Origin of the sequence: Sediminicola arcticus, from assembly GCF_040566695.1 — a bacterium.
Lineage (GTDB): Bacteria > Bacteroidota > Bacteroidia > Flavobacteriales > Flavobacteriaceae > Sediminicola > Sediminicola arcticus.
Genome location: NZ_JBEXAE010000003.1, coordinates 19,591 through 44,590 on the forward strand (window position 1 = coordinate 19,591; position 25,000 = coordinate 44,590).

A 25,000-nucleotide genomic window follows, 5' to 3' on the forward strand; every position below is an offset into this window, starting at 1 on the left:
GTGTATGGCTAAGAGAATTTTTTTGTTAAATCTTCAATATACTTTTTAAACTGCTTGTCAGTTTCCGCAAGATTGTCAACGGTTTTGCATGCATGTAGCACGGTTGCATGGTCCCTTTTCCCAATTTGGGAACCTATGCTGGCCAAAGAGGCCTTGGTAAACTTTTTGGCAAAAAACATCGCCAATTGTCTTGCTTGAACGATGTGGCGCTTTCTTGTTTTGGACTGAAGGGTCGCAACATCCATTTCAAAATAATCAGATACCACTTTCTGAATGTAATCTATGGATACCTCACGTTTGGTGTTCTTAACAAACTTTTCTACTACCAACTGGGCCAATTCTATAGTAACCTCTTTTTTGTTAAAAGATGATTGTGCTATAAGTGAGATGATGGCGCCTTCTAACTCTCTAATATTGCTTTTTATATGCTTGGCTACATATTCTACAATATCATCTTCCATTTCTACCCCATCTCTATAAAGTTTATTTTTTAAGATGGAGATCCGTGTTTCATAATCAGGACTTTGCAGTTCTGCAGAAAGACCCCATTTAAAACGCGATAGAAGACGTTGTTCAATGTCCTGCATGTCCACAGGCGCCTTATCTGACGTTAGGATTACCTGCTTGCCATTCTGATGCAAATGGTTGAAAATGTGAAAAAATACGTCCTGCGTACCAGATTTACCGGATAAAAACTGTACATCATCAATAATCAAAACATCAATCAATTGATAGAAATGTATAAAATCATTTCTTGTGTTTTTCTTGACAGATTCTATGTACTGTTGTGTGAATTTTTCAGCTGATATGTAAAGTACCGTCCTTTCAGGATATTTGTCTTTTATTTCAACACCAATGGCATGGGCCAAATGTGTTTTTCCCAAACCGACACCACCAAAAACTAATAGCGGATTAAAGGATGTTCCTCCCGGTTTGTTGGCAACAGCCATCCCGGCTGACCTTGCTAATCTATTAGAATCACCTTCTAAGAAATTATCAAAATTATAATTGGGATTTAATTGAGATTCTATTTTGATATTTCTGATTCCAGGAATAATAAAAGGATTCTTTAGTTCAGGGTTTTTCGACTTTATGGCCACGTCCAATTCTTGAGGGGCTACTGTTGATCTGTTAGAACTAGGTATTTTTTCCGTAAAGGGCTCTCTGTTACCATAGGTGTTCTCCATTTTAATCACATAAACTAACTTTGCACTTTCTCCAATTTCCTTGGTGAGGGCTACCTTTAATAGTTTTACATAGTGTTCCTCCAACCATTCGTAAAAAAATTTACTCGGTACTTGTATACTTAAAGCGTTGTTGGATAGTTTTACCGGTTTGATAGGTTCAAACCAAGTTTTGAATGCCTGCGGTTGGATGTTGTCCTTTATAAAAGCCAAACAATTGTTCCATACGGAATTAGCAGTAACATTCATTTTAAAGTCTCGTCTTTTGTGGTTAGTGTTTAGGCTAAATTTTCATTCGATTTACCAGTATTGACTGGTGTACTTGAGCTTCACAAATATGTGAACAAAAATCCTAAAAAAAAAATCAAATAGTATTGATTACTACCTTTTTTTTTCGCATGTTGCTAATGGAAATTTTATAATCAAATAAATATATCGTTATTACATCAAAATATATGAATATAAATCAAATTTCTTTTCGAGTAAGATATGGTGAAACAGATCAAATGGGAGTGGTCTATCACGGAAATTATGCGCAATATCTCGAGATGGGAAGGGTTGAGTGGTTAAGGTCGCTCGGATTTTCTTACAAAAAGATGGAAGAAGACGGAGTAATGTTGCCAGTAATTTCGCTACAGTTAAATTTTAAAAAATCAGCGGTTTATGATGACCTTATAACAGTAGTTACCATTCTGAAAAAGAGACCTTCAGTGAAGATAGAATTTGATTACAAAATTTATAATGAAGCGGATGAAATTTTGGTTGAGGCACATACTGTTTTGGCATTTATCAATAAGGTTACAAAAAGACCAATGAAATGTCCTGAAGCTATCTTGGAAAAGATAAAAATTTGATGCCTGTTACTCCTTTTTTTTGACACCAATTGGAGGGTGCATGGCAGTAAATAACTCTAAGGTTTGTTCAGCTTCCTGTTTTCTAACTGATATTATAAAGGTACAGGACAGTTCCATGGTTTGGGAAAGTATTTCTATTTGTTGCTGTTTTAGGGTGCGCATTACCTGATCCATTTGTTCATAATCGAATTTGAGGACAAAGCGTTGTTGTAATGTATTTTCTACAATCTGTGAGGCTTCTAGTGCCATTTTAGCCCCTGTTTTGTAGGCAGAGATTAATCCACCTACTCCAAGTTTGGTGCCTCCAAAAATTCTTGTAACAGCCACTAGTATGTTAGTGACCCCGAAAGATTGAATTTGGCCATAAATGGGCATTCCAGCCGAATTGTTGGGCTCTCCATCATCATTTGCCCTGTAGTGAGGTTCCTCAACACCTAATTGCCAAGCATAACAGACATGATTGGCAGTGTGGTGTTTCTTTCGAAGTGCCTCTATCAAAGGTTTTGCCTCATCTTCGTCGGAAATGGGGTATGCATAACCGAAGAACTTACTTTTCTTTTCCTTAAAAAAGATTTCCTCCGAAGGCCTTAATATGGTCTTATATGTATCTTGATTACTTTCTTCCATTACGTAGTGGCAACTAAAATAATACTTATGACTGCTAATCCTATGCCAAACCAGTTCTTTTTACTCAACGTTTCCTTGAAAAACAAAATCCCGAAAATTGTTGAGAGGAGTACTATGGCAACATTGTTAATAGTAAAAATAGAGGAGCTGTTGATAAAGTCATTCTGCAATGCCCTTAATAAGAAATAGATACTAAAATAATTAAAAATACCCAATACCAGGCCGGCAATAACATTTCTTAGATTAATCTTTAAGGGTACTTGATAGGATTTTATTAATATAAAAATCAACCCGGTAATTCCTGCAGCACCAAATACTGTTGTGGAAAACATAGGAAAATCACCTTTCTCCATATAGGTAACTTGTAAATATTTGATAGAGGTATCTACCAATCCAGAGCCCATAAAAACAAGGAGAGGCAAAACAAGTGTATCTAACTTCACAGTGATCGTCCTGTTTTTTATAGATGCAAAATATACAGCGGCCAATGCCAATATGATCCCTAGAATTTTAATAGGACCTAAAACTTCTTTATAAAGAAGAACACCAACAAGAACAGGGATAACCAAAGACATTTTGGCTGCTACAGAAGCAACGGAAACGCCAATCTTTTGGGATGTTTTAGCCATAACGTTAAACACAATGATAAATAAAACGCCAAGGGCCAAAGTACCCAAAAACCAAGGTTTCTTCGGTATATCGGTCATTGCGATATTATCTTCATAAAATAGCGTTGAAAACAAACAAGCCACCCCATAATTAGTAATAATGGCGTATATGGTTTGTATTTTGTACTTTGAGAATAACTTAAATATGACAAAGAGTGAACTTGAAAAAAGGACGCACAACGCAAGATCTAGCATACTACATTTTTGATATTAATTCAACAATATCCTCTTTTCCTACCTGTAAATTCCAACTTGTGATACCTGATTTTTCCGAAGCTAACGTATTTTCCTGAGTGTCATCTACAAAAAAGGTTTCCGATGCTTTCAAATTAGTGGAGTCTAATACAAATTGATAGATTTCGGTATCCGGTTTTCTTAGATTAATTTCGTGGGATAGGTAGAATTGGTCGAAACATTTCTTGAATCTTTCAAAACGAGCTTCTCCCATATTTTCAATCACCTTTTCTATATGAAGGGCATTGGTATTACTCAAAAGGATTAAGTTATATTCCTTTTCTTCAGCCATTTTTTCTATAAACTCCAGCCTATATTCTGGAAAGTCTAAGATGATGGAATTCCATCCCGTTTTGATTTGTTGGATAGTTGCTGTTGGGAAGTACTTGCTCATTTTAGAAAGAAAGGTTTCGGAGTCCAGGAGCCCTTTTTCATAAGAAAATAGTAAATTGGTAAATGAAGGTTGAACATCTTTTAACCCCCATTTTTCCATCGCAATTAGTGGCGCTTGCTTGTCCAGATTGATAAAAATATCGCCAAAATCAAAAATAATATTTTTAAACATTGCTGAAGAAGGTTAAGGTGTCTTTCGTAATTGTTCGTTTATCAACAGGAGTTTTATTTAAAATGGGTGCCTTCAGGCCTTTGGTGAAATGGGTAGTCCCCTTAAAAATCCTTGCCTCATCCCAAAGGTTGGCATCAAGGAATATTTGGATTGTTTTGGAACCTCCTTCGACAATGACGCTCAATATGTTATGCTTGTATAGCACCTCACAAATTTGCAGTGCTACATTTTTAGAAAAATCGATCACTTCATAATTTACTCCAGGTACATATTTTTTACTATGTTCTATCTGCGTAATAACGATGGTTTTTACGCTTCCGTCCATCACATGGAAATCGAGGCCCACCTTTAGATTTCTATCAATTATAACCTTCGTGGGTGATTTCCCAGTCCATAACCTTACATTTAATTTGGGGTTGTCTTTAAGGATGGTATTTGTTCCCACTAAAATAGCCTGTTCTTCGCTTCGCCACTTATGAACCAACTGCCTAGAATGTATATTCGTGATCCAATACGGAGTAGGGTCTGCATCTCGTAAGGATTCCTCTGGGGCTATAAAACCATCTTGAGTTTCAGCCCATTTTAAGATGATAAAGGGTCTTTTTTGTTCTTGGAAGGTCAAAAAGCGCTTATGGTGTTCTTTACATTCCTTTTCTAGAATAGAGAATAGTACCTCGCATCCTGCATCTTTCAATTTTTTGATACCATTGCCTGCCACCTTCTCATGTGGGTCTAACAGGCCAATGACCACTTTGGGTATTTTATGTTCAATAATAAGATCAGCACAAGGGGGCGTTTTTCCATAGTGAGAGCAAGGTTCTAGGGTAACATAAAGCGTGGCTTTTGATAGTAATGTTTTGTTATTAACCGAGTTAATGGCATTTACTTCGGCATGTGGACCACCATAAGGGCTTGTAAAGCCTTCTCCAATAACCTCGTTTTCATAGACTATAACACTGCCCACCATAGGATTGGGAAAGGTAGATCCAAGTCCATTTTTAGCCACTTGGATACATCGCAAAATATATTTTTCATGTATCTTCACCCCACAAAAATAGAATTTTAAAAGTTACCCCTTTAGAAAAATGAGTACAGCGATAATTAGGGAAATCCAACCCCAAGACAATAAGCAAGTTGCATCTGTTATCAGACAGGTATTGATAGATTTGGGAGTGCCTAAGGTAGGTACGGCATATGCGGATAAAGCTTTAGACCACATGTATGAGAATTATAATGTTCCCAAAGCAAGTTATTTTGTGGTTGAAGAAAATAACAAGATCATAGGTTGTGCTGGAGTTGCCCAGTTGGAGAATTATGATGGTAATGTTTGTGAATTGCAGAAGATGTATTTTACAGAAGAGGCTAGGGGAAGAGCGTTGGGAGCCCAAATGATGAATACCTGTCTTATCCAGGCACGTGAATTTGGTTTTGAGAAATGTTATCTGGAAACTATGCCGTTTATGGAGGATGCACAAAAGCTCTATAAAAAAACTGGTTTTCAATATATAGACGCACCAATGGGTGATACGGGGCATTATTCTTGTCCAGTTTGGATGTTGTTAGAACTATAGAAGAAGATGCTATTAAAAGAGATAAAGCACATTTTCCATGCAGAACTCGATGGTGTTTATCCAAAGGGAGAAGTGGATAGTTTCTTTTACCTTATGATTGAGCATTATTTAAGCTTACAACGATTTGTGTTGGCCCTGGAACCAAATACTATAGTGTCTAAGGAAGAGGAACAACCCTTGTTTGATGGATTGAGCCAGTTGAAATTGCAAAAACCCATACAATATATTCTTGGAGTTGCTCATTTCATGGATATGGAGTTTAAGGTTGATGAGAATGTTTTAATTCCAAGACCAGAGACTGAAGAATTGGTTCGTTGGATTTTAGAGCAGGAGAAGAAGCAAGGTGAATTGAAGATCTTGGATATAGGCACAGGAAGTGGATGTATTGCCATTGCCCTGGCAAAAAATTTACCAAATGCAAAAGTGTTCGCCTTGGATATTTCTGCCGCATCTATTGCTGTTGCGAAAGAAAATGCTATCAAAAATCAGGTATCTGTAGAATTTATAAAAGCAGACATCCTTCAACTCGAGAAGTTAGAGATTCGGTTTGATGTTATAGTTTCCAATCCGCCTTATGTACGAGAGCTTGAGAAAAAAGTGATGAACGCTAATGTTACTGATCACGAACCAGCGCATGCCCTATTTGTTTCCAATGAAAATCCTCTTTTATTTTATAAGAAAATTTCAGAATTTGCTGTTATACATTTAAATGAAGGCGGCAATCTTTACTTTGAGATCAATCAGTACCTAGGAAATGAAACCATCCAACTTATCAAAAAGATTGGATTTTCTGACCTGCAGCTACGTAAGGATATGTTTGGAAATGATAGAATGCTAAAAGGAAAACTTCTCTGATCGCATTACAACCCAAGACCCAAAGATAAGGACATATGATAAGAATGGAAGGGTGTAAAAATAAATAGTAGAATGAGTATTAAAGATAAAATTGAGGCCCTACGATTACAATTGAGGGAATACAACCATAACTATTACGTGTTGGACAATCCAACAATTTCCGATTACGAGTTCGATATTATGTTGAAGGAGTTGCGGGAATTGGAGGTTCAGCATCCAGAGTTTCACGATCCAACGTCACCAACCTTGCGTGTAGGAGGAGGTATTACCAAGTATTTTGAAACAGTGGCCCATGAGCATCGCATGTATTCTTTGGAAAATTCCTATTCCATGGAAGATTTGGAAGATTGGGAGAAGCGTATACAGAAAAATTTAGGCGACGTCCCTGTGGAATTTACCTGTGAGTTAAAATATGATGGCGCCTCTATTAGCCTGACTTATGAAAAGGGACAATTGGTTCGCGCGGTTACCAGAGGGGATGGCTTTCAAGGAGATGATGTTACCACCAACATAAAAACTATAAAATCTGTTCCTCTGCGTTTAAAAGGGGATTATCCTGAAAAGTTTGATATCCGTGGAGAAATCGTATTGCCATTTGAGGGCTTTGCCAAAATGAACCAAGAGCGGATAGAAAATGGGGAAGAACCATATATGAATCCTAGGAATACGGCCTCTGGAAGTCTAAAATTACAGGATAGTGCTCTTGTTGCGCAAAGGCCATTGGAGTGTTTGTTGTATAGTATTATTGGTTCAGATCTAAAGGATTCTACACAATTTGAGGTGTTAGAGAAAACTAGGTCTTGGGGCTTTAAAGTACCAACCGTTGCAAAGGTTTGCAAGTCTACCAGCGAAGTAATGGCTTTTGTGGATTATTGGGATGTTCATCGTCACGAACTACCTTATGAAACCGATGGGGTGGTGGTAAAAGTGAATAGTCTTCAATACCAAGAAGAGCTGGGCTATACGGCCAAGTCACCAAGATGGGCCATGGCCTATAAGTTTAAGGCGGAACAGGCTTCTACTCTATTGAATGAGATAACATATCAAGTAGGTAGAACAGGGGCCATTACTCCGGTAGCTAATTTAAGCCCAGTATTACTTGCAGGAACAACCGTAAAAAGAGCCTCTTTACACAATGCTGATCAGATAGCCAAGTTGGATATCCGAAAGGGGGATACTGTTTTTGTAGAAAAAGGCGGTGAAATTATTCCAAAGATCGTTGGGGTCGATTTTAAGAAAAGACCATCGGATTCCGAACCCACGGTCTATATTGACCATTGTCCAGAATGCCATACCATATTGGAACGTTCCGAAGGGGATGCCAAGCACTATTGCACTAACTATTACGGTTGTCCTCCACAAATAACTGGGCGTATCCAGCATTATATTTCACGTAAGGCCATGGATATAGAGGGGCTAGGTGGTGAGACAGTGGAACTGTTATTTAAGGAAGGGTTGATTGAAAATTATGCAGATCTGTATGTCCTGACCAAGGAACAGATTATGCCCTTGGAGCGAATGGCAGAGAAGTCTGCCGAGAATCTGGTAAAAGGGGTTACCAAATCTATAGAAATACCCTTTGAACGTGTGCTCTTTGCTTTGGGGATAAGATTCGTTGGGGAAACGGTGGCCAAGAAATTGGCCAAAGCTTATAAAAATATAGATGGCCTTATGTCTGCTTCGTATGATGAATTGGTGGCGGTTGATGAAATAGGGCAGGTCATAGCTGTCAGTGTTATAGAGTTTTTTCAAAATGAAAAGAATTTCGAAATTATAGAAAGGCTAAAGGACTATGGAGTGCAGTTTGAACTTTCGGCCGATAAATTGAAAAATCAGACAGAGCGGCTGAAGGGATTTACCTTTGTTGTATCTGGGGTCTTTGAGAAGGTCAGCAGGGACGAGCTTAAAAAACTAATTGAGGACAATGGTGGTAAATTAGGATCCTCCATTTCCTCTAAAACCTCTTATTTGGTAGCAGGGGATAAAATAGGCCCTAGTAAACGAATTAAGGCGGAAGGCTTAAATATTCCAATTATTTCTGAAGATGATTTCTTGGAAATGCTGTTATAAAAGAAGTACCTATGCCAATACCTGAAAATTTAGATGTTTTTTACTTCTCATTAAAAGCAAGCGAACCTTGTCATGATTGGCCTGCAGGATTAAAGTCGATGTGGTGGGACGTAAAAGGAAATTGGGAAGCATCCCATACTATTGCCCAAGAGATATCTTCCCAGGATGGAAGTTAGATTCATGGCTACTTGCACAGGAAAGAAGGGTACAGGTTCAATGCTGAGTATTGGTATATAGCAGCAAATAAGTTATATCCTGAAGTATCCTTGGACGAAGAGCAAAAAGAATTGGTTGCGCATTTTTTAGGTACATAAAAATACACCTTATTTATCCTAGATGGGTATCCACACTTCTTCCTCGGAAAATGGATCATTGTTTTATACCTTTCTCCCAAAACCTCAAAATGGGGTCTATTATCAAGTATATTAAGATGAGTTTGGCAACCAATCATTATAAATATGCGCCAAGGTACTGTGAAAAGTAGAAGCACTTCCTTTATGAATAAAAACGGCATATAACCCTGCAGACAGATGATATATTTCCATATTTTTGGGATGTCGATGACTTTTAATACTTCAAAATCGGCCCACTTTTCAAATAAAGTGTTTGCCTTAAATTCTTGATAAAGAAAAGGGGCCCTATAATTCTGTAAAGAAATCAAGTCTGTGGTTGTTTTGCAATTTATTGCCTTTCTAAATGGCATAAAGTTTTGCCATAGCTCAACAGTCCTATCCTTCGAAAGGGACATAGTTAACCTATTGCAAATAAGTGTTTTGGGTGTTTCATTAACAATTCTGACTTCCATTGTTATCTAAACCTTAATTGATACTCCATTGACAGTTAAGTTTTTCTCAGAATCGAAATAAAAATCAATCCTGCCTAAGTTGAGACCATAACACCCTACTTGATTTACCAAAACCTGCTTTCCCTTTCTATTCTTGGCAATGGTAGGTTTTTCCAAAAAGGTATGGGTGTGCCCACCAATGATCAATTCTATATTTTCAGTACCCGCGGCCAGTTTTAGATCATCTGGACGCTCTAGGTCGTTATAGGAATACCCTAGGTGTGATAGACAGATGACCAGATCGCATTGTTCTTCCTTTTTTAAGGTATTACTTATGCTCTGGGCTATTTCTATAGGCTCCAAATAAACAGTTTCTTTATAAAGTCTTTTCGTGACCAGACCTTCCAAAGCGATTCCCAATCCGAAAACGCCAACCTTTACACCATTCAATAAGTACGTTGTATAGGGTTTTACTTGGCCATCCATTATGGTATTTGTAAAATCATAATTAGCAGAGAGGAACTGGAATTTGGCATTGGGAAGTTGTGCGTATAACCCTTCAATACCATTATCAAAATCGTGGTTACCAATGGTGGCAGCATCGTATTTGAGCATGCTCATTAATTTAAATTCTAACTCACCACCATAAAAATTAAAATAGGGGGTGCCTTGGAATATATCCCCTGCGTCTAGTAGAAGTGTATTGGGATTCTCATTTCTTATCTGTTCTACCAATGTGGCCCGTCGTGCTAGCCCTCCGAGGTTCGGATATTCAGAATGATTTGTTGGAAACGGGTCAATATGACTGTGCACATCGTTTGTGTGTAAGATGGTGATATGTTTTAAGGCTAGGCTTTCACAGGATGTTAAGCTTAAACCTCCTAAGCCAACAAAAGCAGAGGTAGCAGCGGTACGGGTCAAAAATTTTCTTCTTTCCATATTACTTTGCTTGAACAAATCTGTCATCTACCAAGGGGATGATAGTGTCCATTTTACTTATGTAATCTATCATAGCATTTCTCAATAAGTAATCCGTTTCTGTAATGCCAATATTATTTTTGAAAAAATTCATATTATCACCCCCATTGGCTAAATAATTGGATGTGGCAATGAAGTAAGAACGGTCTTCATCAAAGGGTTTGCCTTTTATATTAACCGAATATAAACTTCCTTTGCTATCTAGCTTAATCTGAATCCCAGACATTGGATGAGGCTGATGCGCTTGTATTAAAAAAGCAATAAGTTCCCTTACAGATTTGGCGGAAAGTTGAACAACAACAATTGTGTTTTCAAAAGGCATTACCTGGTACATGTTCCTTGCAGTTACATTCCCTTTGGAAACCTCCGCTCGGATACCCCCCCGGTTTAAAATTGCAAAATCTATTTCGTTGTTGGTTCTTTTTTTAAAGATGGGCCCAGCTTCAGAAATTACGATGTCTGCCATGAAATTGCCGGCACTCGTATTTAGGGGACCATCTTTTGAACTAAAGGTGGCTGTTGCATATGCAAGGGTACTGTCTAACACTTCGTCTATACGATTTCTATAAGGCTTTACAAACTGATCAATAGAATCTACGGCTTTAATACGGTTAGTGATGGGAATTTGCTTACTCTCAATCTTAAATAGAGTAGGCGGGTGCTGTTGGCAGGACATGAAGACCCCAATTGTTATAATTATAACAAAATGTTGTATTTTTAAATTCATTATACTACGTATCTTCGTATGAGTTTTATTTGGATATTATTTACATTTGTACAAATGTAAAAATACATGTTTTTAGGGGCTATAATTAATAAATTTAAACATAAGTCTGGACAAAAATTTCTCAAAAGGGAATTAGGCAAGACAAGGCAGCGGATAGATAGAAAAAAAGGAGTTAGAACTATTGGTTGTATTGTTAATTTGGATCAGTTTGATAATGTAAAAGTATTTAATGATTTAATAAATGAACTATCCCTACAACCTAACGCAATTCAAGTAATTGGTTACAAGGAAGAATACAATAAAAATTCTCCATACGCCACACCTATGTTTTCAGATAGGGATTTGGGATGGGGCGGCGAGATCCAAAATGGATATGCACAGGAGTTTTTGAGTAAGGAATTTGATTTGCTAATTAATTATTATACTGAAGATAAATTATTGTTACAATTAATGACATTACATACCAAGGCGAGATTGAATGTTGGTTTTGGAGAAGTTGATAAAGATTTAAATGATTTAATATTGAATACTTCCATAAAGGACTTTACTATTTTTAAAAAAGAACTCAAGAAGTATTTATTTATTCTTAACGAAATTAAATGATGGAACAGTTGCAGGGAACGGGAGTAGCATTGGTCACCCCGTTTAGAAAAGATTTTTCTGTGGATACGGAAGCATTGGAAAGAATAGTTAAATTTTGTATTGCTGGTGGTATTGATTATTTAGTGGTACTGGGTACAACAGGAGAATCAGTTACCTTGAGTAAATCTGAAAAGCAACTTGTGATCCATACGATTGTTTCTGCAAATGCAGGAAGGTTACCATTGGTCCTCGGTGTTGGTGGGAATAATACCGTTGCATTGGTAGAAGAACTTCAACAATCAGATTTAAGTGATTTTGAAGCTATTCTATCTGTTTCACCATATTATAATAAACCCACACAAGAAGGAATATACGAACATTTTAAAGCACTATCCCAAGCCTCACCTAAGCCCATTATATTGTATAATGTTCCTGGGAGAACGGGTAGTAATATGTTGCCGGCAACAACCTTGAGGTTGGCCCATGAATTTGAAAATATCGTGGCCATTAAGGAAGCTTGTGGAGATATTTCCCAGATTATGCAGATCATAAAAGAAAGTCCAAAAGGGTTTCAGGTTATTTCTGGTGATGATATAACAGCCTTACCATCAGTGCTTTCGGGTGGGGCTGGTGTAATATCTGTATTGGGCCAAGGGATACCTGCTGAATATTCTAAAATGATAAGACTTGGAATGGATGGCCGGGTAAAAGAAGCTTATAGCCTTCATTACGAAATGATGGATGCTATGTCGCTTATCTTTATGGAGGGTAATCCAGCAGGGATTAAAGCCATCTTTGAATCCTTAAAACTTTCTACTGCCGTAGTGCGTTTGCCCTTAATAGAAGCTACTTCTGAACTCAAAGGAAAAATTGACACATTCTTAAAGTCTTTTTTAAAAGTTAATGTGTAATAGCTCTTTGGTATCTAGTAATTCCCCTGAGTAATCTTTGCAACGTTAAAACTTCGCTAAATAATGCAATAAAGTAGGTCTTAGAACTATTTTAGCCTGTGAAAAAATGTTTTTTATATCCGTTTAGAATCGTTAATTTTGCAGAATGTTTTTAAAAATGAAGCAGTTTTTATTCCTTTTAGGATTTATAATTTTATTTAGCTCTTGTAGTGAGTACCAGAAGGTGCTTAAGAATGAGGACACTTCGGCAAAATACGAACTGGCCGAAAAGTTATACAATGAAGGAGAGTATAACAAAGCAAACAGATTACTGGAACAGATTGCACCAAAATATGTTGGAAAACCTCAGGGAGAACGGGTTATGTTCTTTTTTGCAGATTCTTATTTTAAAATTGGTGATTTTAATTTAGCAGGGTATCAGTTTGAGCGATTTATTAAATCGTATCCTAAAAGCGAAAAATTACAAGAGGCGGCCTTTCTTGGAGCACAAAGTTATTACGAACTTTCTCCTAAATATTCATTGGATCAAACGGATACGGATAAAGCATTGGTTAAACTTCAAAATTTCATCAATACCTATCCAGAATCAACATTTTTTGAGAGAGCCAATATTATGGCTAAGGAACTGACCACTAAAAAAGAAAAGAAAGCTATAGAAATTGTGGCCCAATATAATAAGATAAGTGCTTTTGATTTTAGTTTTCTGACACCTGCAATTAGTGGTGCTGAAAACTTTTTGTCAGATTTTCCTGGTTCCATTTACAGGGAAGATGCTTTATTTTACAAATTAAATGCTTCTACCAATTTTGCGATGAACAGTTTTGATTCGAAAAAGTCAGATAGATTACAAGAAGCCAAAGTTGCCTACAATAATTTAAAGAAGTATTATCCTGAGTCAAAGTACCTGAAGAAGGCGGATGATATGTTGCGAACAATAAATAAAGAATTAGAAAATTTTTCCAAATAAAAATACTTTCACCATGAACATGAACGATTTGAAAAACTCTAAGGCTCCCGTTTCTACGGTTACCATTAATAAAAATGAGTTTGACGCTAACACAGGCAATATTTATGAAGCTATTTCCATCGTTTCCAAAAGAGCGATTCAGATCAACTCTGAAATTAAAAAGGAGTTGTTGGAAAAATTAGAAGAGTTTGCTACTTACAGCGATAGCTTGGATGAAGTTTTTGAAAATAAGGAGCAAATAGAAGTATCCAAATTCTACGAGAAACTTCCAAAGCCTCATGCTTTAGCGGTTGTGGAATGGTTGGAAGATAAAATTTACTACAGGAACACAGAAAAGGACGTTTAAGTCATGTTAGGCGGTAAAAATATCCTTCTAGGAATCACCGGAGGTATAGCCGCGTATAAGACAACATTTCTTGTTCGTTTATTAATAAAAGCTGGCGCCAACGTTAAAGTCATTTTAACGGATAGCGCTAGCTCTTTTGTTTCTCCATTAACACTTGCTACTTTATCTAAGAATCCTGTGCTGTCCTCTTTTGTTCAGGATGACGGAGGAGGCATCGCTTGGAACAATCACGTAGAGCTAGGTCTCTGGGCAGATTTGATGCTTGTTGCCCCTGCCACTGCTAATACCTTGTCGAAAATGGCAAACGGTACATGTGACAACTTGCTTCTAGCCACATATTTATCGGCAAAATGTCCAGTTTTGTTTGCTCCTGCGATGGATTTGGACATGTACAAACACCCTTCATCTGTAGCTTCTTTTGAGAAGTTGCAAACCTATGGCAATATCATGATTCCGGCTACCGCTGGTGAGTTGGCTAGTGGACTGCATGGTGAAGGCCGTATGGCAGAACCGGAAGATATTCTTGCTTTTTTGAAAGAATATATAGCTAGTGGTTTGCCATTGAAAGGAAAAAAAGTTTTGATCACCGCTGGCCCAACCTATGAGGCAATAGATCCTGTTAGGTTTATAGGCAACCACTCTTCAGGATTGATGGGATTTGAATTGGCCAATGCCGCTGCCCTCAAAGGTGCTGAGGTTATTTTAATTTCTGGACCGTCAGCGTTAAATGTCCAAAACGACAAAATCAGCCTTGTCCGAGTTGTTACTGCTGATCAAATGTATGATGCGGTACATGCCCATTATGGGCTAATGGATATTGTTATTTGTGCCGCGGCGGTTTCTGATTATAGGCCCAAAAAGGCCGTAGCTCAAAAGATTAAGAAAAAAGAGGACAGTCTTACCTTGGAACTGGTCAAAAACAGAGATATTTTGTTGTCTCTGGGGGAGCAAAAGAAAAATCAATATCTGGTTGGCTTTGCCCTTGAAACAGAAAATGAGCTCCAAAATGCAAAGGGTAAATTGACTAAAAAGCACTTGGATGCCATCGTATTGAACTCTTTGAACGATACTGGTGCCGGTTTTGGAAAAACCACCAATAAAATTTCATTTATAGATAAGAATTTAGGTATTAAAACGTTTGGGTTAAAGACCAAGGCCGAGGTAGCTTTGGACATAATGAATGAAATAATTAATAGACTCCATGTATAGGCTCTTGCTTGCTATTTGTTGTACACTATGTTCCATTTCTTTGTATGCCCAAGAAATTAATTGTACGGTTACCATAAATTCAGATCAAGTAGGTCAAACTAATCAACAGATATTTAAAACTTTGGAGCGTTCTTTGAACGATTTTGTCAATAAAAGCAAATGGACCAATAAGGTTTATAAGGAACGAGAGCGAGTAAATACAAGGATTTTTATTACCGTTTCCGAGTTCGAATCCAACAGGTTTAAGGCGAGTATACAGCTGCAATCTTCAAGACCTGTATTTAATACATCCTATGAAAGTCCAGTATTTAATTACAAGGACAACCAATTCAATTTTGAATATATAGAATTTCAGCCTTTGGTATACAATGAAAATGTATTTGATTCCAATTTGGTGGGCGTAGTGGCTTATTATGTATATGTAATGCTAGGTCTGGATGCCGATACGTTTGCTTTAGAGGGAGGAAATGAATTTTATAGGAAGGCCCAAAATATAGTTACACAAGCCCAAGGAAGTAGTTTTACGGGTTGGAGTCAATCTTCTAGCGATAGAACTCGCTTTGAATTGGTAGATAACCTATTATCCAATACGTTTAGGGAATATCGTATAGCAATGTATAATTATCATAGGAAAGGACTTGATATCTTGGCAGATAATAACAGTACTGGGAAACAAGTTATTGCAGGAACTATGCGTTTAATGGAGACCATGGTGAAGCGACGTCCAAATGCTTTTTTAATCCAAACATTTTTTGATGCCAAATCTGAAGAGATTAGGGATATCTTTTCTGATGGTCCAAAAATGGATATTGTTCAGCTCAGAGAGACCCTAGCGAGGATTGCTCCTTTTTATTCCAATACATGGAATGAAATAAAATATTGACCTCCATTTTTTTCCAGTGGAATATCAATTATCTTTACGGCAATAATCGATTCAATCTTGCTTACAAACATCTCAATTAAAAATTACGCATTAATAGACCATTTAAACGTTTCGTTTACCAATGGCTTAACTATCATTACCGGAGAAACAGGCGCAGGTAAGTCGATCTTATTAGGTGGCCTGTCTTTAGTTTTGGGCAAAAGAGCAGATCTGTCCTCCTTAAAGAATAAGGATTCCAAATGTATAGTAGAGGCAGAATTTGAAATAGGAAAATACCATCTAGCGCCATTTTTTAAAGAAAAGGAACTAGATTACGATTCTAAAACTATCTTGAGAAGGGAAATATTACCTAGTGGAAAATCTAGAGCCTTTGTCAATGATACCCCAGTAACCTTGGATATCTTGTCCTACTTGGGCGATTGTTTGATAGACGTACATTCTCAGCACCAAACGATGCAGATGACCGAGGATGATTTTCAATTGAAGGTTATTGATGCACTTGCGGATAATGGCAATATTTTGACTGACTTTGGAATAAAGCGTTCTCACTATCTAGAAACTGTAAAGGAATTAAAAAAGTTACTCGATTTTCAGGAAAATAGCACCAAGGAGCATGAATACAATAGCTTTCTTTTAAAGGAATTAGAATCGGCTACACTCAAGATTGGCATCCAAGAAGAATTGGAAGAACAGTATGAACAATTGAGCAATGTTGAGACCATAACGGAATATTTATCAAAAGGGAACCAATTACTAAATGACGAACAGATAGGAATAGTTACCATTCTTACAGAATTAAAGCAGATATCCAATAAGTTATCTGGCTTCGGCACACAGTTTATAGCTACTAATGAACGTATTCAGTCGGTTTTTATAGAAATGGACGACATCTCTGCGGAACTGCAGAACTTTTTTGACAATGTTGAGGCTAATCCCCAATTATTGGAAGAGATCAATGGAAAGCTTCAATTATTGTACGATCTATTGAAAAAACATAGTGCCCAAGATATATCTGATTTGATAGAGATAAAAGAGGATTTGGCTCAAAAGGTGGACGCAACCGAAAATGTTGGAGCTGCCATTAAATCAAAACAAGCCCAATTATCTAATCAGGATAAGGAACTAGAAGCTATAGCCGTAACCCTCAGAAAGCGTAGGGAAAAGGTTGTGCCTTTACTTAAAAAGCAGTTGGAGGAAATGCTGGTTTCTTTGGGAATGCCTAGCGCAACCTTTAAAATAGAGATACATCCCGCCACAACCTTTGGAAAAAAAGGGAAGGATACGTTAGTATTTCTCTTTTCGGCAAATAAAGGAACAGATTTTGGTCCTTTGAAAAAAGTGGCATCAGGAGGGGAGTTGTCACGGATTATGCTGACAATTAAATCTATATTAGCAAAATACGAGCAATTGCCTACCATGATGTTCGATGAAATTGACACAGGGGTTTCCGGTGAAATTTCTTCAAGAATGGGAGACATAATGAAAGAAATGAGCCAAGGGATGCAAATCTTTTCCATTACACATTTACCCCAGGTGGCTTCCAAAGGCGATCATCATTTTAAGGTGTACAAAGAAGAAGATAATTTGGAAACCCATACTAATATGAAAAAATTAGACCAAGAGGAGCGGGTAGCGGAATTAGCAGAGATGCTTGGAGGAAAAGCTATGTCCGATTCTGCGATTGCACATGCAAGAGAGCTATTGAATTAACTTATTTTAAATATCTTTGAAACAAATAACAACCTAAGAAAACTGTTTACACATGTCATATAACTTATTAAAAGGTAAAAAAGGAATTATTTTTGGAGCTTTGGATGAAAATTCAATAGCTTGGAAAACAGCTGAGAGAGTTCACGCTGAAGGTGGTACGTTCGTTTTAACCAATGCACCCATTGCGATGAGAATGGGACAAATCAACGAACTTGCCAAAAAAACCGGTTCTGAAATTGTTCCTGCAGATGCTACTAGTGAAGAGGATTTACAGAATTTAGTTGAAAAATCTGTTGAAATTCTTGGAGGAAAAATTGATTTCGTTTTGCATTCCATCGGAATGTCTGTCAATGTTAGAAAGGGACGGGCTTATACAGATGAAAAATATGATTTTACAGCAAAAGGTTGGGACGTTTCAGCGCTATCCTTTCATAAAGTAATGCAAACCTTGTATAAGGCCGATGCTATGAACGAGTGGGGTAGTATTGTAGCTTTGACCTATATGGCAGCTCAAAGAACCTTCCCAGATTATAATGATATGGCAGACAATAAGGCTTATTTGGAGTCAGTGGCACGTAGTTTTGGTTATTTCTTTGGAAAAGAAAAGAAAGTAAGGGTAAATACCATTTCGCAATCACCAACACCTACAACAGCAGGACAAGGCGTTAAAGGGTTCGATGGTTTTATCAACTATGCTGAAAAAATGTCACCGTTAGGGAATGCAACTGCTCAAGACTGTGCAGATTACACCGTCTCTTTATTTTCTGATTTGACCAAGAAAGTGACCATGCAAAATTTATTTCATGATGGTGGCTTTTCAAATACAGGTGTAAGTCAAGAAGTTATTGAGGAATTTACTAAGTAATATTGCATACATATATATAAGGCCATCCCGTTTAAAAGGATGGCTTTTTATGTTTATAAAATAAAGATATGGATTTGTTCTTTTCCTTTATCGTTCCCGTTTATAACAGACCAAATGAAATTAGGGAGCTGTTAGAAAGTATACTGTTACAAACGTATAGTGGCCCTTACGAGATTGTAATTGTAGAGGATGGCTCTACTATTAGTTCAGAAGAGGTGATAATTTCATTTGAGTCCCAACTTCCTATAACGTATCTTCAAAAGGCAAATACCGGTCCTGGAGATTCTAGGAATTATGGAATGCGGAGAGCCAAAGGAAATTATTTTATAGTTTTAGATTCAGATTGTATTCTGACACCAGAATATTTGGACATGGTCCATACCTCTTTAATGGCTGAATATGTAGACTGTTATGGCGGTCCTGATGCCGCTCATGAATCATTCTCGAAAGTGCAGAAGGCCATTAACTACGCTATGACCTCTGTATTAACAACAGGCGGGATTAGGGGTTCTAAAAAGGCTATTGATAAATTTCAGCCAAGAAGTTTTAATATGGGTATTTCCAAAAAAGCTTTTGATGCCACGGGCGGTTATGGGAACATACACCCAGGAGAAGATCCAGATCTTATCATACGTCTATGGGAACAGGGTTTCAATACTAAGCTTATCCCTGAAGCCTATGTATTTCATAAAAGGCGCATAGATTGGCATAAATTCTACATCCAAGTTAATAAATTTGGGATGGTAAGGCCAATATTGAATAAATGGCATCTAGGTACAGCCAAAATAACCTATTGGTTTCCTACGCTTTTTTGTTTGGGACTATTAGTGTCTGTAGTGTTTGCTATAATGGGAAGTTCAATAATGCTTTTTGTTTATATCCTTTATTTTTGTGTTCTTTTTATTGATTCCTTATTGAAAAATAAAGACATAGAAATAGCTATACTTTCTTTGGTGGCAGTGTCCATTCAATTTTATGGATACGGAAAGGGTTTCCTAGAGGCCACATTAAAATTAAATGCATCCCAAAAGAAACCTCAAGAAATTTTTCCAAATCTATTTTTTAAAATAAATTAAAGGGTGATAAAAAAAACGAATAACGGACTACAAAAACGAAAGATAAAAATCTTTTCACTCTTCTTATTGTGTTCTGGATTGGCTTGGTTTGTAAGTAACTTAACGGAACAGTACACGAGCACATCATCGTTTAAATTGGAATACATAAATGTTCCAGACAGTTTACTTTTTAAAGGTTCCTCCAAAGATCAGCTCGAAGTAAAACTGAAATGTAGTGGTTTCCAGTTCTTACGCTTTAAATTCACTCCAAAGGTGGTTCAGTTGGATTTGTCTTATATTAAAAAAAGGGGGGCAAAATTTTACTTACCACAAGAAGCTTGTGTTAAGCAAATAGAAGGCCAATTACCATCATCTATTTCCTTGATAGATGTTGATAATCGGGATACCTTGTACTTCGCTCTTTATCGTCTATATTCAAAGACGGTGCCTGTAGTCTCCAGATTGAAAATAGATTATGCGCAAAATTATATGGTAGATGGTTCTCTAAAAATGGAACCTACAGAAGTAACACTTTCAGGACCTAAATATGAAATAGATACTATTAGAAATGTGCACACAAGAAATGCAATTTTAAAAGAGGTCACAGATGATTTTTCTAAGAAATTATCGATTGTAAAATCAAATAAATTAGTAAATACTAAGTATTCTTCTTCAAAGGTTAAGATTACCGGTAAAGTAGCTCGATTTTCAGAAAAGATAATAGAAGTACCAGTAGAAGTGATAAACCTTGATGGGGATATGGAGATCAAAACATTTCCCAATAAGATTTCTGTTCTTTGTAAGGGAAAAGTTGAAAGTTTAAAAAAAATAAAAGTAGCTGATTTCAGGGTAGTAGCTGATTTTAATACGGTAAAAGAGACAAGATCTACAATGATTACTTTGAACTTGAAAAACAAGCCAGAAGGACTTTTTGACTGTAAGCTTTTAGAAAAGGAAGTAGAATATATTTTAAATAAGCAATGAAATTAATTGGATTGACGGGGGGAATTGGCAGTGGAAAATCGACTGTTGCAGAAATGTTTGCAACATTGGGAGTCCCTGTATATAATTCAGATGCCGAGGCTAAACTGCTTATGACCAATTCCAATCAAATAAAAAAAGCCATTGTTGAACTTTTTGGAAATAATGCATATGTTGAAGGTGTTTTGAACAGAGATTTAATATCTAAAAAAGTTTTTTTGGACAAAGGGCTATTAAATCATTTAAATGCCATTGTTCATCCAGCAGTTAGAGAACATTTTGAGTCTTGGGTCAAAAAACAAGATTATCCATATGTCATACAGGAAGCTGCTATTATTTTTGAAAATGGTATTCAAGATAGATATGACGCTATTGTTTTGGTAACAGCCCCTAAAGAAACTAGACTAAAACGGGTGTTGGCGAGGGATAACGTTTCTGAAAAACAAGTATTGTCCAGAATGGACAACCAATGGGATGAAGCTGATAAGATGGCACTTGCCACGTATACTATCAAAAATATCGACCTGGAGGAAACTAAGGGAAAAGTACAAGAGATTCACCAAATATTTCTTAAGGGATAGGGCTTATGGAATAAATTTTAACATTTTTGTTAAGGTTAGGTTAAACGTACAATCCACTAAATGTTAAATTTCTAATTTTACGCCAATGAACAAGAAGTTATTCGTACTGCTTGTTATCCTGATGAGTCTTTCCCTTGTGGGCATTATTTTTGTTCAAGGATATTGGATAAAGAAATCAGTAGATGATAAAGAGGAGCAGTTTTCAAATGCGGTTTCTGAGGTTTTAACCAAAGCGACAGAGAAGATAGAGGATAGGGAGGTAAAGGACTACTCGGACCGGTATGTGAACCTTAAAGACAGTCTAGGTAAGCCCAAGGATTCACATTTTAGGAATTTCTTTTTTGTAGATAGGGATGTAAATTCCAATGAAGTACTCTTTTACTCTCATGGAATTTTAGAAGAGGATTATAATGTTGCATCAACGTTCTTTGACAATGACATAGGTACAGATAGTACAACTCTAAAAAATTTCACGAGTAAACGCACAAAAACAATATTCAGGGAAGATTATGGTCTAGATGGTAAAGGATTTAAATTAAGCCCTGTTCAAACTTTGGAGAAAATTGGAGGTCTTTCCTCAATTGAGAAGGCCCAATTTGATGATGTTTTTAGGGAATATGCTAAAACTGTTCCCATACATAAAAGGGTGTCCAAACAAGAAATAGAATTGATTTTAGAGAGGGAGCTTCACAACCGAGGAATAGACATAGATTATGAATATGGTGTGTACAGTAAAGGGCTTCCAACTAAAGTTAGGTCAAGGAAATTCAAGTTTGTAGGGAGCACCTTGTATGAGGCACCCATATTTGGTGATAGTGAAGGCGCGACAGATTTTTCACTTTTGATTTCATTTCCTAAAAAGAAAAAGTTCTTGATCAGTTCAATTCTTGGAATGGCGATCTTATCCTTAGTGTTTACCTTGGTTATAGTAGTGGCATATTCAAGTGCTATATATCAATTAATAAAACAAAAACAGATCTCTGAGATCAAGACAGATTTTATTAATAATATGACGCATGAGTTCAAGACCCCTATTGCTACTATTAATTTGGCCGTTGAGGCTATCAAAAATCCCAAAATAATAGATGATAAGGAAAAGGTTTTGCGCTATCTTCAGATGATAAGGGATGAGAATAAAAGGATGCATGCCCAGGTAGAGAATGTACTAAGAATTTCAAAACTGGAAAAAAATCAGTTGGATATTAGCAAGGACAGAAACGATGCCCATGAAATTATCGAGGATGCAATTACCCATGTAGAGCTGATCGTAGGTGATAGGGGTGGTTATATAAAAACCCATTTGAATGCGGAAAGGTCTGATATCTTGGCAAATGACATGCACTTTACCAATGTTATTGTAAATATTTTGGATAATGCCATTAAATATTCACCAGATGCACCAAAAATTGATGTGTTTACGGAATTGGCAAAGAATTATATAGTGATAAAGATTCAGGACCAAGGTTCAGGAATGAGCAAAGTGGTGCTAAAAAAGGTATTTGAAAAATTTTATAGGGAACATACGGGCGATATACACAACGTAAAAGGCCACGGTCTTGGGTTAGCCTATGTTAAAAGAATAGTTGAAGATCATCAAGGTGAGGTATATGCAGAAAGTGAAAGAGGTAAAGGAAGCACTTTCTATATAAAACTACCTTTAATTTAAAAAATAGATATGGAGACAGTAAATAAGAAAATACTTTTGGTTGAGGATGATCCAAATTTTGGGATTGTACTTAAAGATTATTTAACCATGAACGACTTCGATGTTGTCTTGGCAAAAAATGGAATGGAAGGTTTTGAAAAATTTAAAAAGGATAATTTTGATGTTTGTATTCTGGATGTCATGATGCCTTATAAAGATGGGTTTACCTTAGCGAAAGAAATTAGGGAAAAGAACGAGCATGTGCCCATTGTTTTCCTTACTGCAAAAACCATGAAAGAAGATGTTCTTAAAGGGTACAAGGCAGGCGCCGATGATTATCTTAACAAACCCTTCGATTCTGAAGTATTGCTTATGAAACTTAAGGCCATTTTGCAAAGAAAAGCATCCAATGGACTTGCGGACAGTAAGAAATTTGAATTTACCATAGGTGGGTTCCAATTAAACTCTAAACTCAGGTTTCTAAAATATAAGGAGGAAGAAGCTACAAAGCTTTCACCAAAAGAAAATGAATTGTTGCGTTTGTTGGCCTTACATGAAAACGATCTAATGCCAAGAGAATTGGCACTCACTAAAATCTGGAGGGATGATAACTATTTTACATCCAGAAGTATGGACGTATATATTGCAAAACTGAGAAAATATCTTAAGAAAGATGAGAATGTTGAAATATTGAACATTCACGGTGAAGGTTTCAGGTTAGTAATAAAGACTGAAGAATAGATCCTAATATTACATATATTTAAAAAACCGTTCAGAATTTTGGGCGGTTTTTTCTTTTACAGGAATTGGCTGATTATAGCAACGCTTATGAATCCTGTAAAAGCAAGAATGGTGGTCATAACGGTCCAAGATCTAAATGTTTCTTTTTCAGTGATGCCCAAATATTGACCTACCAACCAAAATCCACTATCATTAACATGGGAGAAAATACTTGCTCCAGATGCTATAGCGATGACCATGCAGCCTAATTGAGGACCACTCAGGGCAGTATTAATCATTAAAGGTGAAACTAGTCCAGCGGCAGTTATCATAGCTACTGTAGACGACCCTTGTAGAATTCTTACAATGGCCGCACTCATAAAGGCAAAAGTCAATAAGGGTATACCAGCCTCACTTAAAGATGTCGCTAATAATTCCCCTGCCCCTGTATTTGTAAGGACTTGTTTGAAGACACCTCCGGCCCCTGTTAAAAGGATTATAGTACCTGCAGGTTCTAGTGACTTAGTCGTAATCTTAAATAATTTATCCTTGCTATAACCTCTTTTTATCCCGAAGAAATACCATGCAAGTATATTTGCTATAATAAGGGCAGTAAAAGGATGACCCAATAACGTGATACCATTTTTTATCGTCTTGTTTTCAAGTGCAACTAAATCACTGTTCAAAACGGTATTCAATAAGATTAAAAAAATAGGAACACTAATGATTCCTAAGGTAATTCCAATATTGGGTAGACCTGTTTGTTCTCCTTTTTCAATTTCTTTAGGGGCCTCTACATGAATCTTTTTTGCGATATACTTTCCATATAGTAGTCCGCTTGCAAGCGCTGTAGGGATGCCCACAATGAATCCAATTAAAATTACCCAACCTAATTCTGCCCCAATGATATTCGCCACAGCAATAGGCCCTGGGGTAGGAGGTATAAAGGCATGGGTAATGGCTAAACCTGCAAGCAGTGGAATAGCATATAATAACAAGGATTTGCCTGTTTTTCTTTGTAATGCGTAAATCATGGGCACTAAAATAATGAAGGCCACATCAAAGAATACGGGAATCGCTATAACAAAACCAGAAATGACCATAGCCAATGGTGCTTTTTTAACACCAAATTTGGAAATCATAAAGTTGGCAATGGTCTTAGCACCTCCTGAATATTCCAAAATTGCACCAAACATCGCGCCAAGTCCCACTACTGTTGCGACAAACCCTAAGGTGTTTCCCATTCCTTCCTGAACAGTTTTAATAATTTGCTCGGCATCCAAACCAGCTGAAATACCCACCAGTACACTACCAATTAGCAAGGCAATAAAAGCATTAATTTTTAATTTTAAAATTAAAAATAAGAGTACTGCTATACCTAGGATAACTGATAATATCAATTGGGTTTCTACCATTTTTTAGTGGGTT

The 25,000-nt window shown here is 36.8% G+C and carries 28 protein-coding genes; 19 read left to right on the forward strand and 9 right to left on the reverse strand.

Features of this window, described 5'->3' with window-relative positions:
- Positions 1–8 precede the first annotated feature (8 nt).
- The gene (gene dnaA / locus ABXZ36_RS06715) at positions 9–1,433 is read right to left on the reverse strand and encodes a chromosomal replication initiator protein DnaA (RefSeq protein ID WP_354614739.1); all 1,425 of its coding nucleotides are present in this window, start codon (positions 1,431–1,433) and stop codon (positions 9–11) included.
- A gap of 206 nt (positions 1,434–1,639) precedes the next feature.
- Here dnaA and ABXZ36_RS06720 point away from each other — a divergent pair, with 206 nt between their 5' ends.
- On the forward strand, positions 1,640–2,038 hold the full coding sequence (locus ABXZ36_RS06720) for an acyl-CoA thioesterase (RefSeq protein WP_354614740.1): 399 nt from the start codon (positions 1,640–1,642) through the stop codon (positions 2,036–2,038).
- A 6-nt stretch (positions 2,039–2,044) separates the two neighbouring features.
- Here the strand turns inward: ABXZ36_RS06720 and ABXZ36_RS06725 are convergent, their stop codons facing one another.
- The 4 genes from ABXZ36_RS06725 to ribD are packed head-to-tail and all read right to left on the reverse strand — an operon-like array spanning position 2,045 to position 5,177.
- A complete protein-coding gene (locus ABXZ36_RS06725; RefSeq protein ID WP_354614741.1) occupies positions 2,045–2,665 on the reverse strand; it encodes an IMPACT family protein in 621 nt (206 codons plus the stop codon).
- Complete coding sequence (locus ABXZ36_RS06730; RefSeq protein WP_354614742.1) at positions 2,665–3,528, reverse strand: EamA family transporter; 864 nt, start codon at positions 3,526–3,528, stop codon at positions 2,665–2,667. Before ABXZ36_RS06730 ends, ABXZ36_RS06725 begins: the two co-directional genes overlap by 1 nt.
- A gap of 1 nt (position 3,529) precedes the next feature.
- The gene (locus ABXZ36_RS06735; protein WP_354614743.1) at positions 3,530–4,132 is read right to left on the reverse strand and encodes an HAD-IA family hydrolase; all 603 of its coding nucleotides are present in this window, start codon (positions 4,130–4,132) and stop codon (positions 3,530–3,532) included.
- A complete protein-coding gene (gene ribD, locus ABXZ36_RS06740; RefSeq protein ID WP_354614744.1) occupies positions 4,125–5,177 on the reverse strand; it encodes a bifunctional diaminohydroxyphosphoribosylaminopyrimidine deaminase/5-amino-6-(5-phosphoribosylamino)uracil reductase RibD in 1,053 nt (350 codons plus the stop codon). The genes ABXZ36_RS06735 and ribD overlap by 8 nt, the downstream gene beginning before the upstream one ends.
- Positions 5,178–5,217: 40 nt before the next feature.
- On the opposite strand from ribD, the gene ABXZ36_RS06745 reads away from it, so the two are divergent.
- The 5 genes from ABXZ36_RS06745 to ABXZ36_RS06765 all read left to right on the forward strand — a co-directional run bounded on the left by ABXZ36_RS06745 (position 5,218) and on the right by ABXZ36_RS06765 (position 8,942).
- Complete coding sequence (locus ABXZ36_RS06745; protein ID WP_354614745.1) at positions 5,218–5,703, forward strand: GNAT family N-acetyltransferase; 486 nt, start codon at positions 5,218–5,220, stop codon at positions 5,701–5,703.
- Between the two features lie 6 nt (positions 5,704–5,709).
- On the forward strand, positions 5,710–6,558 hold the full coding sequence (gene prmC / locus ABXZ36_RS06750; protein ID WP_354614746.1) for a peptide chain release factor N(5)-glutamine methyltransferase: 849 nt from the start codon (positions 5,710–5,712) through the stop codon (positions 6,556–6,558).
- Between the two features lie 72 nt (positions 6,559–6,630).
- The gene (gene ligA, locus ABXZ36_RS06755) at positions 6,631–8,628 is read left to right on the forward strand and encodes an NAD-dependent DNA ligase LigA (RefSeq protein ID WP_354614747.1); all 1,998 of its coding nucleotides are present in this window, start codon (positions 6,631–6,633) and stop codon (positions 8,626–8,628) included.
- A gap of 11 nt (positions 8,629–8,639) precedes the next feature.
- On the forward strand, positions 8,640–8,804 hold the full coding sequence (locus ABXZ36_RS06760) for a hypothetical protein (protein WP_354614748.1): 165 nt from the start codon (positions 8,640–8,642) through the stop codon (positions 8,802–8,804).
- Positions 8,805–8,816: 12 nt separating this feature from the next.
- On the forward strand, positions 8,817–8,942 hold the full coding sequence (locus ABXZ36_RS06765) for a hypothetical protein (protein WP_354614749.1): 126 nt from the start codon (positions 8,817–8,819) through the stop codon (positions 8,940–8,942).
- A 111-nt stretch (positions 8,943–9,053) separates the two neighbouring features.
- On the opposite strand, the gene ABXZ36_RS06770 is transcribed toward ABXZ36_RS06765, so the two are convergent.
- The 3 genes from ABXZ36_RS06770 to ABXZ36_RS06780 form a co-directional block, all read right to left on the reverse strand.
- Positions 9,054–9,173, reverse strand: coding sequence for a GyrI-like domain-containing protein (locus ABXZ36_RS06770; RefSeq protein ID WP_354614750.1), 120 nt, complete (start codon positions 9,171–9,173; stop codon positions 9,054–9,056).
- A gap of 266 nt (positions 9,174–9,439) precedes the next feature.
- A complete protein-coding gene (locus ABXZ36_RS06775) occupies positions 9,440–10,351 on the reverse strand; it encodes a metallophosphatase (protein ID WP_354614751.1) in 912 nt (303 codons plus the stop codon).
- Between the two features lies 1 nt (position 10,352).
- Positions 10,353–11,066, reverse strand: a complete 714-nt coding sequence (locus ABXZ36_RS06780; protein WP_354614752.1) for a 5'-nucleotidase C-terminal domain-containing protein — start codon at positions 11,064–11,066, stop codon at positions 10,353–10,355.
- 117 nt (positions 11,067–11,183) lie between these two features.
- Here ABXZ36_RS06780 and ABXZ36_RS06785 point away from each other — a divergent pair, with 117 nt between their 5' ends.
- The 13 genes from ABXZ36_RS06785 (at position 11,184) to ABXZ36_RS06845 (ending at position 23,593) form a co-directional block, all read left to right on the forward strand.
- Complete coding sequence (locus ABXZ36_RS06785) at positions 11,184–11,720, forward strand: DUF6913 domain-containing protein (protein ID WP_354614753.1); 537 nt, start codon at positions 11,184–11,186, stop codon at positions 11,718–11,720.
- Positions 11,720–12,610 carry a 4-hydroxy-tetrahydrodipicolinate synthase gene (dapA, locus tag ABXZ36_RS06790; protein WP_354615218.1) on the forward strand — a complete coding sequence of 297 codons (891 nt, stop codon included), beginning with the start codon at positions 11,720–11,722 and terminating at the stop codon, positions 12,608–12,610. Before ABXZ36_RS06785 ends, dapA begins: the two co-directional genes overlap by 1 nt.
- A 157-nt stretch (positions 12,611–12,767) precedes the next feature.
- Entirely contained in the window at positions 12,768–13,577 is an 810-nt protein-coding gene (locus ABXZ36_RS06795) for an outer membrane protein assembly factor BamD (protein WP_354614754.1), read from the forward strand.
- Positions 13,578–13,590: 13 nt separating this feature from the next.
- Positions 13,591–13,923: a DNA-directed RNA polymerase subunit omega gene (locus ABXZ36_RS06800; protein ID WP_354614755.1), complete on the forward strand. Its 333-nt coding sequence runs from the start codon at positions 13,591–13,593 to the stop codon at positions 13,921–13,923.
- Between the two features lie 3 nt (positions 13,924–13,926).
- Entirely contained in the window at positions 13,927–15,132 is a 1,206-nt protein-coding gene (gene coaBC / locus ABXZ36_RS06805) for a bifunctional phosphopantothenoylcysteine decarboxylase/phosphopantothenate--cysteine ligase CoaBC (RefSeq protein WP_354614756.1), read from the forward strand.
- Positions 15,125–16,015, forward strand: a complete 891-nt coding sequence (porD, locus tag ABXZ36_RS06810; RefSeq protein WP_354614757.1) for a type IX secretion system protein PorD — start codon at positions 15,125–15,127, stop codon at positions 16,013–16,015. Before coaBC ends, porD begins: the two co-directional genes overlap by 8 nt.
- 57 nt (positions 16,016–16,072) lie before the next feature.
- Entirely contained in the window at positions 16,073–17,725 is a 1,653-nt protein-coding gene (gene recN, locus ABXZ36_RS06815) for a DNA repair protein RecN (protein ID WP_354614758.1), read from the forward strand.
- 52 nt (positions 17,726–17,777) lie between these two features.
- Positions 17,778–18,590 (forward strand): enoyl-ACP reductase FabI, encoded by an 813-nt coding sequence (locus tag ABXZ36_RS06820; protein WP_354614759.1) that lies wholly within the window; start codon positions 17,778–17,780, stop codon positions 18,588–18,590.
- A gap of 68 nt (positions 18,591–18,658) precedes the next feature.
- The gene (locus ABXZ36_RS06825; RefSeq protein WP_354614760.1) at positions 18,659–19,666 is read left to right on the forward strand and encodes a glycosyltransferase family 2 protein; all 1,008 of its coding nucleotides are present in this window, start codon (positions 18,659–18,661) and stop codon (positions 19,664–19,666) included.
- Between the two features lie 3 nt (positions 19,667–19,669).
- Positions 19,670–20,629, forward strand: a complete 960-nt coding sequence (locus ABXZ36_RS06830) for a CdaR family protein (protein ID WP_354614761.1) — start codon at positions 19,670–19,672, stop codon at positions 20,627–20,629.
- Complete coding sequence (coaE, locus tag ABXZ36_RS06835) at positions 20,626–21,207, forward strand: dephospho-CoA kinase (RefSeq protein WP_354614762.1); 582 nt, start codon at positions 20,626–20,628, stop codon at positions 21,205–21,207. Before ABXZ36_RS06830 ends, coaE begins: the two co-directional genes overlap by 4 nt.
- Positions 21,208–21,292: 85 nt before the next feature.
- Positions 21,293–22,873 carry a sensor histidine kinase gene (locus ABXZ36_RS06840; protein ID WP_354614763.1) on the forward strand — a complete coding sequence of 527 codons (1,581 nt, stop codon included), beginning with the start codon at positions 21,293–21,295 and terminating at the stop codon, positions 22,871–22,873.
- 9 nt (positions 22,874–22,882) lie between these two features.
- Positions 22,883–23,593: a response regulator transcription factor gene (locus ABXZ36_RS06845; protein WP_354614764.1), complete on the forward strand. Its 711-nt coding sequence runs from the start codon at positions 22,883–22,885 to the stop codon at positions 23,591–23,593.
- 56 nt (positions 23,594–23,649) lie between these two features.
- On the opposite strand, the gene ABXZ36_RS06850 is transcribed toward ABXZ36_RS06845, so the two are convergent.
- Positions 23,650–24,987, reverse strand: coding sequence for a GntP family permease (locus ABXZ36_RS06850; RefSeq protein WP_354614765.1), 1,338 nt, complete (start codon positions 24,985–24,987; stop codon positions 23,650–23,652).
- Positions 24,988–25,000: the final 13 nt, after the last annotated feature.